The following is a 13,036-nucleotide window of genomic DNA, read 5'->3' as shown; positions in this document are numbered from 1 at the left end:
AGTGAATGTGAATGGCAGATCACCCCCATCCTAAGTAACTATTAGTTAAGCTAAAGGTAATAATTTGGTAATAGTGATAGCAGGGGTAAGCGTTTATTTCGCCAACTCCCCCAGCAAACCCTGTATGTCCAGGCGATGGGTGAACATGGTGAGCTGTCCTTCCGCATCCTTCGGCCATTGATCGACGGGGCGGTCCCAGTATAGCTCCACTCCATTGCCATCGGGATCGTCCAGGTACAGCGCCTCGGAGACACCGTGATCGGAAGCGCCGGTGAGCGGATATTTTGCATCCACCAGTCGCTGCAATGCGGCCGCCAGGTCCTTTCTTTCGGGATAAAGGATCGCCGTGTGAAACAGACCGGGGGCCTTTTCGGGAGCAGGAGGCTGGCCTTTACTATACCATGTATTGAGTCCGATGTGATGGTGATAGCCGCCGGCGGAAATAAAGGCGGCCTCCGTTCCATAGCGCGCCATCAGCTGGAAGCCCAGCAGTCCGCAGTAAAAGTCCATCGACCTCTGCAGATCGCTGACCTTAAGGTGCACGTGCCCTATTCTTGTCCCGGCGGGAATGATGTAGTTGTTCTCCATAAATTTGCAGACAAAGTTACGGGATTAGAACCGGTAACGTATCCCCAGGGTGATGGGCAGTGCAAACAGGTGATAGCTCATCGCATCGGCTTTATTGGAAAAATATTGCCCGCTGAAAGTGAGCCCGAGGCCAAACTTACAGCTGAAGAAATACGCCACGCCCATCTTGAACCCGGCTGTCGGTCCGCCCTTTACCCCAGGCTTAGTCGCCAGCGTATTGCCGCCATTGATGATCTGGTCTTTCATGGGAAGAGACCAGCCCGCTGACAGCGATACATTGGACTGCCAGCGCAGGGGCCCTCCGATGGTAGCTTTTCCAAAAAGCTGGATGGGAAGGATGGGCTTGCCTATATAAACGGTGTTGTACGTATTGGGAGCGGAACCCGGATAGGCTACATCATCCTGGTAGGACAGGGTGATATACGATACCATGACTCCCGCCTGGAACCAATGATTAAAGATCCGTGAGATGGCCAGCTCGGCGGCCGGGTGGCTTCCATCCGTGCGTGTATGTATCGTCGTGTTGTCGAAGCGGGGAATGGAATTAAAGGAAATGCCTCCGTCCAGCGCTATCTCCCATTTTTTTTGACAAGGGGTGTTGCCTTTAGTTGGCGTGGAAACATAGGCGGTGTCGGAAAGTACGTACTGCACGCTGTCAGGAGCACCGGGTGTGCTGTCCACCAGCAAACGGGGGCGCAGCTGCAGGACGGTGTCCCGGCACACCAGCAGGTGGCTTACCGTATCGGCGACATATACTTTCAGGGTATGGCCGATGGTATCCCTAAAGCTCATGAGCGTGTCGATGCTGCGCAGCAAGGTGACGAGGGTGTCCGCCTTACCGTTACGCCTATGCGCAGGCAAGATCCTGCCTTCATAGAAGGTGATCTTTATATGCAGGGGGCGGTCCACTGCCTGTGGTTTTATTTCCAGCGGATTGATCCTGGTTTCGGCCTTTATTTCCTTGCAGCAGTCATCGTTCGTATGGCCGGGATAAAAGGCGTTGCCGCAGGTGTGCAGGATGTAGAACCAGCAGCCCGAAGGCCCTGTGATCTTCCAGGCGGGAATGCCGCGACGGCCTTCCCCGGCGGGATTCAGCCGAACATATATATAATTGTATTGAGGCTTCTCATTATTATAAAAACCCAGGTTGCCGATGGTGCCATCCTGGACATAGCTTTTCCTTACATGCACGGTGTGAAGGTCTTTATAACCTCGGACAAACCCGATGTCCTTCAATAGCTGATCGAATATTTTAAATTCTTCGGGGTATTTCACCTGGCTTTCGGGGTCTTTGACGAAGTGAATGACAAGGTTGGGCGTAGTGACGCCTTTTTCGCGTTGAAGGAAGGGAAACTGAGGATGATTGCCCAGCTTGTCGGTGAACAGACGAGGGTGTTCGCGGGGGTCAAACCGGAACAGGGGCGAGCTTTTTCTGCAATTATCCTGGGACCGCGCCTGTCCTAAAAGCAACGACAATACGATGAATAAAAAATATCTCATCAACAGGGTTAAGGGTTAAGGGGTTAGCTGTGGTCCGCTTTAAGGGGCACGATGCCATTAACGTATAAGCCGTTGTTTTGGTATATAACAGAAATAGAATCTCTTACTAAATAGGACCTTAACAATTAAAAAAAAATAATTTATATAAAATTCCGTTAAACTATCCATGAAACAATCCGTCCTAAACAAAACCATTTATAAAAACCAAGCGACCACCCACTAAAACGTAATGTATGAAAACAAGATCCCTGTATCTCCTTTGGGCTATTCTAGCGTTTACTATTACTTTCAACGCCTGTAAAAAGGATAACAAAAGCACGGGCCAGTCCAGCGAAGAGCTGCAAACGCAGTCGGATGACCAGACGCAAGTGTCCAATGAGACAGATGCGGTGACTGACGATGTCAACGCCATGCTTTCCAATCAGGCTGCCATTACTGGCAGCAGTGTCACACCCGGCTATAAAGAAGGCATCGCCACGCAGGATGTCAAGCCTGTGCAACAGGACCTTATCTGTGATGCATCTGTGACCATGGATACCAGCACGGCCACTTGCAATATAACTATTACGTATAATGGCAGCAATTGTGCCGGGACCCGTACCCGGACTGGTGTTGTCGTTGTATCCTGGACCAAGGGAACGCATTGGAAGGATATGGGCGCTGTCGTCAACGTGAGCATCCAGAACCTGAAGATCACCCGTATTCGGGACAGCAAGAGCATTACGCTGAATGGTACACATACTTATACAAATGTCAACGGTGGAAGCCTGATCGACGTACCGAAAGGGACCCCAGTCACGCATAAGGTTACCAGCGATGACATGTCCATTACTTTCGACAATGGCGCCAAGCGCACCTGGCATGTTGCCCGTCAAAGGGTGTACAGCTGGGTAAATAATGGGTATGTCATTACGACCACCGGCGTACATACGGATGGCAGCACTACGGGTATCTCCGAATGGGGCGTCAACCGCTGGGGCAATACCTTCGTGACACAGATCACCCAACCGCTGGTCATCGATCAGAATTGCAGCTGGAGGCTTACCCAGGGAGAAGTGAAGGTCATTCGTCCTGAAGTTACCACCACGATCACTTTCGGATTGGATGCCAATGGGAATGCTACTACCTGCCCCGATGGATCCTACTATTTCAAGTTAGTGTGGGAAGCCGGGAAGACGTATACTTTCATATTGCCTTATTAGAATGATAAATTTGTCTAAGAGGCCGGCTGACGCCGGCCTCTTTTTATTTTGCTAACACTGTTAGCAAGTAATCTTGCAAAATACTACCATGATCCATACAACTCCCCCCTCCTGCTGATGTTATTTTTTTCGGTACATTGCCCCCATGGAAAATGTTACCGCCGCCTGGCTCCAGTCCATAGAAACACTTAAAGAAGTCCCCCTCGAACAGCTGCAATGGTTCATCGACAGCAGCACGGTGCATGAAGTGCCCGACGGAGATTTTCTTTTTCGCAACGGTGAACCCATGAAAGGCACCCATGTACTCATGGAGGGAAGGGTCAAGATGTACCTGCTGCAAAATAACGAGATGCGCGACCAGGTCTATCTGGAGCCGGAAGCCATATTCGGCTATCTCCCCTTTTCGCGCGGCCTGATAGCCAAAGCGATGGGACAAGCGGCAGGCAATATCCGGGTGATGACCCTGCCGATCGGTAAGTCCAGGGAAATGATTAATAAGCACTTCGAGCTAACGCAGGCGCTGGTGCATATCATGACCACGCGGGTTCGGAACTATACGGCCTTTCAGCAGCAGAATGAAAAAATGATGGCGCTGGGAAAATTGTCGGCCGGTCTGGCGCACGAGCTGAACAATCCCGCCGCGGCCATCGTACGGGGATCTACTTCCCTGATGCAGCACCTGCACCTGGAACCCAAGTCCTTTAAAGAGGTCATGGCCATCCGGATGGAAGAAAAAGAAGTGGACATCGTTACCCAGAAGCTGTTCGAGATCCTGCACCGGGGAGAAAAGCCCAAGCTCACGCTCATCCAGCGGACGGAAAAGGAAGATGCCGTACGGGACTGGCTGGACGACCACAACATAAGCAATAGCGACGAAGTTGCCGAGAACTTCGTGGATTACGCATTCACCTGTGACGACATGGAATCCTTTAAGGAACACATCCCTGCCCACTATTTGTCGCCCGTCTTCAACTGGATCAATACCAACCTGGTGACCGAGCGGATGATAGGGGACATCCAGGAATCCTCCCAGCGCATTTCGGACCTGGTGAAATCCATCAAAACCTTCACCCATATGGATCAGGGGAAAGGAAAGGAATATACGGACATCCATTCCGGTCTTCGCACCACACTCACCATCCTGCAGCATAAAATAAAAAAAGGCAATGTGACAGTAAAGGAGGAGTTCGACGAAACGCTTCCGAAAGTAAAAGCCATGGTAGGAGAACTAAACCAGGTGTGGACCAACCTCATCGACAATGCCCTGGATGCCATGGAAATAAATGGGAAGGGACAGCTAACCATCCGTACCCGGAGAGACAGAGAGTTTGTGGAAGTGACGATCACCGACGACGGCCCCGGCATTCCCGAGAACATCCGGTCCCAGATCTTCGATCCTTTTTTTACGACAAAGGATATTGGGAAGGGAACGGGGCTCGGGCTGGATGTGGTGACCCGCATCGTGCAGCAGCACCGGGGCTCGGTGAAAGTGAATTCCCGGCCGGGAAGGACGGAATTCATCGTCTGCTTTCTCATCGATGGATGAGCGATGAGTTGGATGGGCGGCACTTTGTCCGAAAAATAATTACCTTAAATTGCGAGCGCTAACAGACCCATTTTATGAATCAACCGATCATTTTTACAATCGATGATGACGCACAGGTCCTGCGAGCTATTACACGCGACCTCAGAAGCCATTATCGGAATGACTACAGGATACTGAGTACTACTTCCGCCAAAGAAGCGTTGGACAGTCTGTTGGACCTGAAGAACAAATCCGAGACGGTGGCCCTTATTATATCCGATCAGCGGATGCCGGAAATGGAGGGAGTGGATTTTTTCAAACAGGCGATAGCATTCTTTCCCGATGCAAAGCGGGTGCTGCTGACAGCTTATTCCGATACCGATGCGGCCATCAGGGCTATCAATGACATACAGCTGGACTACTATCTCATGAAACCCTGGGATCCCCCGGAGGACAGATTGTATCCCATCATCAATGGCCTGCTGGAAGATTGGCAAAGCACCTACAGGCCGGCTTTTAAGGGACTGAAGGTCATCGGATATCAGTTCTCGCCCAAGTCACATGATATCAAGGAATTCCTATCAGGCAACCTCGTGCCTTTTCAATGGATGGATATCGAGACCAGCGAGGAAGGCGCGCAGCTGCTGAAACTGAATAATATCATGACGAAAGACCTGCCGGTGCTATTCATGGAGGATGGCAGCTTCCTGGCGGCGCCGGCCATTCCACATGTAGCGGAGAAGATAGGACTGAATCCCGTCATTAAGAACAACATGTACGATGTGGTGATCATCGGCGCAGGCCCTGCGGGATTGGCGGCTTCGGTGTATGGCGCTTCCGAGGGACTAAAGACCTTACTGGTCGAGCGGCATTCGCCCGGAGGACAGGCGGGCACCAGCTCCCGTATCGAAAATTACCTGGGTTTCCCGACAGGACTCAGCGGCGCTGAGCTCACCCGGAGAGCCGTCACACAAGCCAGCCGGTTGGGAGCCGAACTCTTATTGCCGGGGTATGTAAAGGACATCAGGCAAAAGGACGGGTACAAAAAGATCATCCTGGACAACGACACCTGTATCGACTCACATGCCGTAGTGATCACTACGGGAGTAGATTACCGGAAACTGGATACGAAGGGTATAGGCGACTTTACGGGCGCCGGTATCTATTACGGGGCGGCTATGACGGAGGCGGCGGCTTTCCGTGACAAAGAGGTTTTCGTAGTCGGCGGCGGTAATTCGGCCGGACAAGCGGCCATGTACCTGTCCAAGTTTGCAAAAAATGTTTATATCCTCGTCCGTAAGGAGAACCTTGTCAGCACCATGTCGACCTATCTCATCGACCAGCTGGGCACCCGTCCCAATATCCATGTAATGGGGAAAAGGGAGATTGCAGAAGCCGCCGGTTCAGGCAAGCTGGAAGAGCTGACCATCGAAGATGTGGATACAAAAGGCAGAGAGACCCGAAAGGCGGACGCCCTGTTTGTTTTCATCGGGGCACGTCCCTACACGGACTGGATCGGGCTGGATATCATAAAGGATGAAAAAGGTTTCCTGGAAACGGGACGCGACCTGAAGGTCTATTCCAATTTCAGCAAGATCTGGAAGCAGGACCGGGACCCTTACCTGCTGGAGACCAGCTGCCCGGGCATCTTTGCAGCCGGAGATGTACGGGCCGGGGCCATGAACCGGGTAGCTTCAGCTGTCGGCGAAGGTTCAATGGCCATTAGTTTTGTTCATAAATACCTGGCCGAAGTATAAAGTTAAGTGACTTCAACTAAAGGAATTATTATGCATACCGATCCATCCTGTTCGCATATCGCGGCGATCGACCAGCTGAAAACGAGCAAAGATTATGTCTGTGAAGAGTGTATCAAAACGGGGGATGAATGGGTGCACCTCCGGGTCTGCCAGACCTGTGGCGCCACCTTATGCTGCGATGACTCTCCCAATACGCATATGACCAAGCATTATCATACATCACACCACCCGCTGATCATCTCTGCCGAGCCGGGGGAGCGATGGCTCTGGTGTTATAAGGACCGGCTTTTTGCTGAGTATTGAATTATTGGCACGAAAATTTCATAATGTACGGTGACCTGCCTCCTGCGTCACTGAAATCCCATTCCTTTTATTAGCTGTTTGCCGTCTTTCAGCATATCATGCTGGAGGAGTCTTTTTTAATACCATAACAGTTAAATAAATCAGAGCGATATGACAACAGACAGGAAACAGAACCTGGTTATTATTTTTCTTTCGGCCATTTTTTTGGTGCTGATATTTATCAGCGAATAAAGGGCGCTGTTAACAATTTTTGTATCTTCGCGCAATTCTTTGGTAATGAAGATACTCTTTCAACAGGCTGCTATCATAGACCGCCTGTCTCCCCATAACGGACAGATCCGGGATATTTTAATCGAAGAAGGCCGCATTAAGGCCATAGCGCAGGACCTCCGGGTGGAGGCCGACCGCACTATCCATCATCAGGGCTTGCACGTCTCACCCGGTTGGGTTGATATCTTTGCCCATTTCTGTGACCCGGGTTATGAATACAAGGAGACCCTGGAGACAGGCGCCCAGGCGGCTGCCGCAGGGGGATTTACCGATGTTTTCGTCATTCCCAATACCCGGCCTGTCGTCGACAGCAAATCTCAGGTAGAATATATACGCGGCAAGTCGGCCAATCTGCCTGTCAATATCCGGCCCATCGGCGCCCTGACGAAGGGACTGGAGGGAAAGGACCTGGCAGAAATGTACGATATGCGTCACAGTGGCGCCGTCGCTTTCAGCGATGGAACAAGCCCCGTGCAGTCAGCGGGGCTGCTCCTGAAAGGTTTGCAGTATGTAAAAGCATTCGAAGGGGTCGTCATACAAGTCCCTGACGACCGGAGCGTAGGCGCCGGCGGACTGATGAACGAAGGCATTATTTCCACGCGCCTGGGCCTGCCGGGCAAGCCCATGATGGCTGAGGAGCTCATCATTGCCCGGGATATCAAGCTGGCGCGGTATACAGGTTCCCGTATCCATTTCACAGGCGTGAGCTCCCCTCGCGGACTCGACTATATCCGGCGCGCAAAGGACGGCGGTCTGTCCGTCAGCTGTTCCGTTGCGCCTTACCACCTGTTCTTCACGGATGCCAGCCTGGTCCAATACGACACGAACCTGAAGGTCTTCCCTCCCCTGCGGGACGAGGTTGCCGTAGCTGCGCTCAAGCAGGCGGTGCTGGATGGGACCGTTGACTGTATTGCCTCCCATCATCTACCCCACGAGTACGACAGTAAAGTAGTGGAATTCGAATATGCCAAGGCCGGCATGACGGGTCTTGAGACAGTGTACGCTGTGCTGCGGACGGCAATCCCCGAACTGAGCGCTGAAAGGGCGGTCGCACTTCTATCATCGGCGCCCAGGGATATTTTTGGGTTGGAACAGCCGACTTTGCAGGAAGGAAATGCCGCTTGTCTCAGCTTCTTCGATCCCTCCGGGACGACCCTGGTGGAGGAAAAAGGGCTCAGGTCCAAGTCAAAGAATACGGCTTTCCTGGGTCGATCGCTGAAGGGGCGTGCATTGGGGATCCTCAATGGAGACAGGTTAATATGGGAAGACTAACATCAACAATAATTTTTCATTTATGCAACCCCGGAAAATATCCATCTCATTGACCTGCGGATTGGTGGCAGGCCTGGCCATGATCCTGCTGACAACCGTATTATACCTGTCGGGAGTAAACGCCTACCTTGGACCGGCGGCTTACCTGGGGTATGCCATCCTGCTAAGCATGGCGATCGTAGCGCCCTTAAAAGAGAAAAAGACCGGTGGCGGCTACCTGGAGTTCAGGGACGCCCTGAAATCCGCCTTTCTTGTTTTTGTCGTTGCCCTGGCGCTTCAAACCCTTTTCACCTGGGTGCTGATGAATTACATCGATCCGACTTTCAGACAGGTAGTGGAGCAGGCGATCATGGAAAAAATGGAAAAATTCATGCTGCGCATGAATGTAAGCCAGGATAAGATCGATGAGGCACTGACGAAGGATCGGGGCGCCAATCAATTCTCTTTATCCAAGTCGATAATGGGACTATGTGTTTCCTATATCGTTTTCTTCCTGGTCTCCCTGGTGATCGCGGCCATTATAAAGAAGAAAAAACCGGAATTCAGCGAAGCGGACCTAAAATAGAGCGCGCAATAATAAATACACTATTAATGGATGTTTCGATAGTCATACCCGTATATAACGAAGACGAATCTTTGCCGGAGCTGTGCAGTTGGATCGACCGCGTGGTAAAAGCGCATGATCTTTCCTGTGAGATCATTCTGGTGGATGACGGCAGCACGGACAATTCATGGGAGGTCATCAATGAATTACGCCACAAAAACCCGATGATAAAAGGTATCCGGTTCCAGCGCAACTATGGCAAATCCGCCGCCCTGAACGAAGGCTTCAAAGCATCTATGGGGGATGTGGTGATCACGATGGATGCGGACATGCAGGATAGCCCGGATGAGATCCCCGAGCTGCGGCGCATGATCGTCGAAGACAAGTATGACCTCGTCAGCGGCTGGAAGAAAGTACGTCACGATCCGGTCTCGAAGACCCTGCCCTCCAAATTCTTCAACTGGACTACGGCAAGGGTAAGCCGGATCCCTCTTCATGATTTCAACTGCGGATTGAAGGCTTACAGGCGCAAGGTCGTCAAAAGCATCGAAGTGTATGGCGAGATGCATCGCTATATCCCTGTGATCGCCAAATGGTCGGGCTTCCGCCGCATCGGCGAGAAAGTCGTGCAGCACCGGGCCAGGAAATACGGATTCACCAAGTTCGGCGGCCTGGGCCGTGGACTGAAAGGACTGCTGGACCTGGCGTCGATCACATTTGTCGGGAAATATGGCAAGCGTCCCATGCATTTCTTCGGTCCGCTGGGTGTCGTCTGCTTCCTGATCGGCTTTGTCGCCAGCGTATATCTGGTCACCGCCAAGCTGACGCATTATGCCTCGTTCGGCCTGACCACGAAGCCGGCATTCTACATCGCCCTGATCACGATGGTCATTGGCAGCCAGCTGTTTCTCACCGGCTTTGTCGCGGAATTGATCTCCCGTAATTCGCCAGGCCGCAACTCTTATCTCATCGAAGAAAAACTTGGACTGGACCAACCATGAACGGTACCGTCATTATCCTCGGCCCGGCACATCCTCTGAGAGGAGGTGGTCTTACCACTTTTAATCACCGGCTGGCAAAGGCTTTTCTACAGGAAGGCTATGATTGTCGTATCTATTCTTTTTCCCTGCAATATCCCTCTTTCCTTTTTCCCGGCAGCTCGCAATACACGGATGAGCCGGCCCCGGAAGGTCTGACCATCCATTCCCGGGTGAACAGCATTAACCCGCTCAACTGGTGGCTGGTGGGTGAAGAGCTGCGCCGTCTCCGGCCCGACATTATCGTTGTCCGGTATTGGCTGCCCTTTATGGGGCCGGCGCTGGGAACCATCTTACGGAGAGTGCGCCGGAATAAACATACGCGCATCATTGCATTGACGGATAATATCATCCCGCATGAACGGCGGCCGGGCGATATCCCTTTCACCAGGTACTTCCTGAAAAGCTGTGATGCCTTTATCACTATGAGCGAAAAGGTAATGCAGGATCTGCGGCTATTCGAAAAAGATAAGCCCGCCCTGCAGGTCCCCCACCCTCTGTACGATAATTTCGGCGAGCCTATTCCCTTGACGGCGGCCCGGGCTATCTTACGGGAGAAAGGGCTGAAGGCGGAAGAGAACGACCGGATCCTCCTCTTCTTTGGGTTTATCCGGAAATATAAGGGGCTGGATCTCTTGTTGGAGGCGATGGCGGATGAGCGCATCCGGGCTGCCGGTATCAAGCTGCTGGTGGCGGGTGAGTTCTATGAGGATGAGCGGGTTTACCGGGAGCAGATCGAAAGGCTGGGTATCCGCGACCGCCTTTTGCTCCGTACGGATTTTATCCCCGACCAGGATGTAAAATATTATCTCTGTGCGGCCGATGCCGTGGTACAGCCTTACCGGAACGCCACCCAAAGCGGGGTGACACCGCTGGCTTATCACTTCGGGAAGCCGATGATCGTCACCAATGTGGGAGGGCTGCCTGCCCTGGTGCCCCACGAACGGGTGGGCCTGGTGGTGCAGCCGGAAGCAGCCGCACTGGCAGATGGGATGCTGCGGTTCTACGAATTAGGAGCCGATCATTTTATTCCTCACCTTCGTGAGGAGAAGGAGAAATATTCCTGGAGCAAGCTGGTGGAGAACATCATTAAAATCATTCCATGCTAGATAAAATTAAATTTTGCATCAACGAATCAGTGACGGTGAAGAGCCAGCTGCTGAAAGACGAGCGGATGCTACAGCTGATCTCGGAGCTGGTGGATGTCATTGTCACCATCTTTCGAAATGGCAACCATATCTATTTCTGCGGCAACGGGGGAAGCGCGGCGGATGCGCAGCATCTGGCGGCGGAGTTCTCCGGCCGGTTTTATATCAACCGTGAGGCCTTACCTGCCGAAGCGCTGCACTGCAACACATCCTACCTGACTGCAGTTGCGAACGACTATACCTATGACGTCATCTATTCGCGGCTGATCCGGGGCATCGGGAAGAAGGGTGATATGCTGATCGGGCTTTCCACCTCCGGCAATTCCGTCAATATCGTACAGGCTTTTGATACGGCCAGGGAGAAAGGAATGGTGACAGTCGGATTCACAGGGGAAGGTGGCGGCCTGTTAAAGGAACGCAGCGACTACCTGGTCAATGTACCTTCATCCAACACGCCCAGGATACAGGAAGCCCATATGGGTGACACCGCTGGCTTATCACTTCGGGAAGCCGATGATCGTCACCAATGTGGGAGGGCTGCCTGCCCTGGTGCCCCACGAACGGGTGGGCCTGGTGGTGCAGCCGGAAGCAGCCGCACTGGCAGATGGGATGCTGCGGTTCTACGAATTAGGAGCCGATCATTTTATTCCTCACCTTCGTGAGGAGAAGGAGAAATATTCCTGGAGCAAGCTGGTGGAGAACATCATTAAAATCATTCCATGCTAGATAAAATTAAATTTTGCATCAACGAATCAGTGACGGTGAAGAGCCAGCTGCTGAAAGACGAGCGGATGCTACAGCTGATCTCGGAGCTGGTGGATGTCATTGTCACCATCTTTCGAAATGGCAACCATATCTATTTCTGCGGCAACGGGGGAAGCGCGGCGGATGCGCAGCATCTGGCGGCGGAGTTCTCCGGCCGGTTTTATATCAACCGTGAGGCCTTACCTGCCGAAGCGCTGCACTGCAACACATCCTACCTGACTGCAGTTGCGAACGACTATACCTATGACGTCATCTATTCGCGGCTGATCCGGGGCATCGGGAAGAAGGGTGATATGCTGATCGGGCTTTCCACCTCCGGCAATTCCGTCAATATCGTACAGGCTTTTGATACGGCCAGGGAGAAAGGAATGGTGACAGTCGGATTCACAGGGGAAGGTGGCGGCCTGTTAAAGGAACGCAGCGACTACCTGGTCAATGTACCTTCATCCAACACGCCCAGGATACAGGAAGCCCATATGCTGATCGGGCATACGATCTGTCAGCTGGTGGAAGAAAAATATTTTGGAAAACAGGAATAATATGCTGGACTTGCAAAAGATAGATGGGCGCTGGACGCTTTTCCTGGACAGGGATGGTGTGATCAATGAGGAAAAAGAGCAGAGCTATGTTTTCCATTATGGGGAGTTTGCCTTTTACGAGGGGGGGCTCAAAGCCTTGCAGCTCCTGGCCGGAATTTTTCCCCGGATCGTGGTGGTCACCAACCAGCGGGGCGTGGGAAAAGGGTTGATGACGGCGGGGGACCTGGCGGATATCCATGCGCAAATGATTGCAGCTGCTGCGGCCGCCGGCGGGCGGATAGATGCCGTTTACTATTGTGATTCCTTGTCGAACGATCACCCGCATCGCAAGCCGAACCCTGGCATGGCTCTGGCCGCCCGTCAGGATCTGCCGGACATCGACTTCACAAGGTCCATCATGGTGGGGAATAACCTCAGCGATATGGAGTTTGGGAGGAATGCGGGTATGTATACGGTGTTCCTGAGCACGACCAGCCCGGCCCCGGCGCTTCCCCACCCCGATATTGATTTGGTTTTCAAATCTTTATACGATTTTGCAAAAGCTTTGCAATTGCGATGAAATTTTGGGTTGTCTTTTGCGTTTTGA

13 protein-coding genes and 1 pseudogene are annotated in these 13,036 nt (G+C 52.3%); 12 read left to right on the top strand and 2 right to left on the bottom strand.

The features are described from left to right. Nucleotides 1–93: 93 nt before the first annotated feature. Together Q4E93_RS12825 and Q4E93_RS12820 are read right to left on the bottom strand one after the other, a co-directional pair. Entirely contained in the window at nt 94–588 is a 495-nt protein-coding gene (locus Q4E93_RS12825) for a VOC family protein (protein ID WP_303585753.1), read from the bottom strand. Between the two features lie 24 nt (nt 589–612). After that, complete coding sequence (locus Q4E93_RS12820) at nt 613–2,088, bottom strand: hypothetical protein (protein WP_303585751.1); 1,476 nt, start codon at nt 2,086–2,088, stop codon at nt 613–615. Nucleotides 2,089–2,321: 233 nt separating this feature from the next. On the opposite strand from Q4E93_RS12820, the gene Q4E93_RS12815 reads away from it, so the two are divergent. The 12 genes and pseudogenes from Q4E93_RS12815 (at nt 2,322) to Q4E93_RS12765 (ending at nt 13,009) form a co-directional block, all read left to right on the top strand. After that, on the top strand, nt 2,322–3,290 hold the full coding sequence (locus Q4E93_RS12815; RefSeq protein ID WP_303585749.1) for a hypothetical protein: 969 nt from the start codon (nt 2,322–2,324) through the stop codon (nt 3,288–3,290). A 145-nt stretch (nt 3,291–3,435) separates the two neighbouring features. Further along, on the top strand, nt 3,436–4,836 hold the full coding sequence (locus Q4E93_RS12810; protein ID WP_303585747.1) for an ATP-binding protein: 1,401 nt from the start codon (nt 3,436–3,438) through the stop codon (nt 4,834–4,836). 74 nt (nt 4,837–4,910) lie between these two features. Continuing rightward, nucleotides 4,911–6,572, top strand: a complete 1,662-nt coding sequence (locus Q4E93_RS12805) for an FAD-dependent oxidoreductase (RefSeq protein WP_303585745.1) — start codon at nt 4,911–4,913, stop codon at nt 6,570–6,572. 30 nt (nt 6,573–6,602) lie between these two features. After that, a complete protein-coding gene (locus Q4E93_RS12800; RefSeq protein WP_303585743.1) occupies nt 6,603–6,875 on the top strand; it encodes a UBP-type zinc finger domain-containing protein in 273 nt (90 codons plus the stop codon). A 276-nt stretch (nt 6,876–7,151) separates the two neighbouring features. Further along, nucleotides 7,152–8,417 carry a dihydroorotase gene (locus tag Q4E93_RS12795; RefSeq protein WP_303585742.1) on the top strand — a complete coding sequence of 422 codons (1,266 nt, stop codon included), beginning with the start codon at nt 7,152–7,154 and terminating at the stop codon, nt 8,415–8,417. Nucleotides 8,418–8,439: 22 nt separating this feature from the next. Continuing rightward, nucleotides 8,440–8,982: a DUF4199 domain-containing protein gene (locus tag Q4E93_RS12790; protein ID WP_303585740.1), complete on the top strand. Its 543-nt coding sequence runs from the start codon at nt 8,440–8,442 to the stop codon at nt 8,980–8,982. A gap of 26 nt (nt 8,983–9,008) precedes the next feature. Then, nucleotides 9,009–9,962, top strand: coding sequence for a glycosyltransferase family 2 protein (locus Q4E93_RS12785; protein ID WP_303585739.1), 954 nt, complete (start codon nt 9,009–9,011; stop codon nt 9,960–9,962). Beyond that, complete coding sequence (locus tag Q4E93_RS12780; protein ID WP_303585737.1) at nt 9,959–11,107, top strand: glycosyltransferase; 1,149 nt, start codon at nt 9,959–9,961, stop codon at nt 11,105–11,107. Before Q4E93_RS12785 ends, Q4E93_RS12780 begins: the two co-directional genes overlap by 4 nt. Next, nucleotides 11,101–11,526: pseudogene (locus tag Q4E93_RS34545) on the top strand (D-sedoheptulose-7-phosphate isomerase); the annotation flags it as partial. The gene Q4E93_RS12780 and the pseudogene Q4E93_RS34545, both read left to right, overlap by 7 nt. 55 nt (nt 11,527–11,581) lie before the next feature. Beyond that, on the top strand, nt 11,582–11,872 hold the full coding sequence (locus tag Q4E93_RS34540; protein WP_489670896.1) for a glycosyltransferase: 291 nt from the start codon (nt 11,582–11,584) through the stop codon (nt 11,870–11,872). After that, a complete protein-coding gene (locus tag Q4E93_RS12770) occupies nt 11,866–12,450 on the top strand; it encodes a D-sedoheptulose-7-phosphate isomerase (protein WP_303585735.1) in 585 nt (194 codons plus the stop codon). Before Q4E93_RS34540 ends, Q4E93_RS12770 begins: the two co-directional genes overlap by 7 nt. 1 nt (nt 12,451) lies before the next feature. Beyond that, entirely contained in the window at nt 12,452–13,009 is a 558-nt protein-coding gene (locus tag Q4E93_RS12765; protein ID WP_303585734.1) for a D-glycero-alpha-D-manno-heptose-1,7-bisphosphate 7-phosphatase, read from the top strand. Nucleotides 13,010–13,036: the final 27 nt, after the last annotated feature.

Source organism: Flavitalea plasmicola, assembly GCF_030546645.1.
In the GTDB taxonomy this organism is placed as follows: domain Bacteria; phylum Bacteroidota; class Bacteroidia; order Chitinophagales; family Chitinophagaceae; genus Puia.
This window is presented reverse-complemented; position numbering and strand designations above follow the sequence as displayed.

Coding starts and splice junctions, on each gene's coding strand:
- Q4E93_RS12825 (WP_303585753.1), bottom strand. CDS start 588: ATGGAGAACAACTACATCATTCCCGCCGGGACAAGAATAGGGCACGTG.
- Q4E93_RS12820 (WP_303585751.1), bottom strand. CDS start 2,088: ATGAGATATTTTTTATTCATCGTATTGTCGTTGCTTTTAGGACAGGCG.
- Q4E93_RS12815 (WP_303585749.1), top strand. CDS start 2,322: ATGAAAACAAGATCCCTGTATCTCCTTTGGGCTATTCTAGCGTTTACT.
- Q4E93_RS12810 (WP_303585747.1), top strand. CDS start 3,436: ATGGAAAATGTTACCGCCGCCTGGCTCCAGTCCATAGAAACACTTAAA.
- Q4E93_RS12805 (WP_303585745.1), top strand. CDS start 4,911: ATGAATCAACCGATCATTTTTACAATCGATGATGACGCACAGGTCCTG.
- Q4E93_RS12800 (WP_303585743.1), top strand. CDS start 6,603: ATGCATACCGATCCATCCTGTTCGCATATCGCGGCGATCGACCAGCTG.
- Q4E93_RS12795 (WP_303585742.1), top strand. CDS start 7,152: ATGAAGATACTCTTTCAACAGGCTGCTATCATAGACCGCCTGTCTCCC.
- Q4E93_RS12790 (WP_303585740.1), top strand. CDS start 8,440: ATGCAACCCCGGAAAATATCCATCTCATTGACCTGCGGATTGGTGGCA.
- Q4E93_RS12785 (WP_303585739.1), top strand. CDS start 9,009: ATGGATGTTTCGATAGTCATACCCGTATATAACGAAGACGAATCTTTG.
- Q4E93_RS12780 (WP_303585737.1), top strand. CDS start 9,959: ATGAACGGTACCGTCATTATCCTCGGCCCGGCACATCCTCTGAGAGGA.
- Q4E93_RS34540 (WP_489670896.1), top strand. CDS start 11,582: ATGTACCTTCATCCAACACGCCCAGGATACAGGAAGCCCATATGGGTG.
- Q4E93_RS12770 (WP_303585735.1), top strand. CDS start 11,866: ATGCTAGATAAAATTAAATTTTGCATCAACGAATCAGTGACGGTGAAG.
- Q4E93_RS12765 (WP_303585734.1), top strand. CDS start 12,452: ATGCTGGACTTGCAAAAGATAGATGGGCGCTGGACGCTTTTCCTGGAC.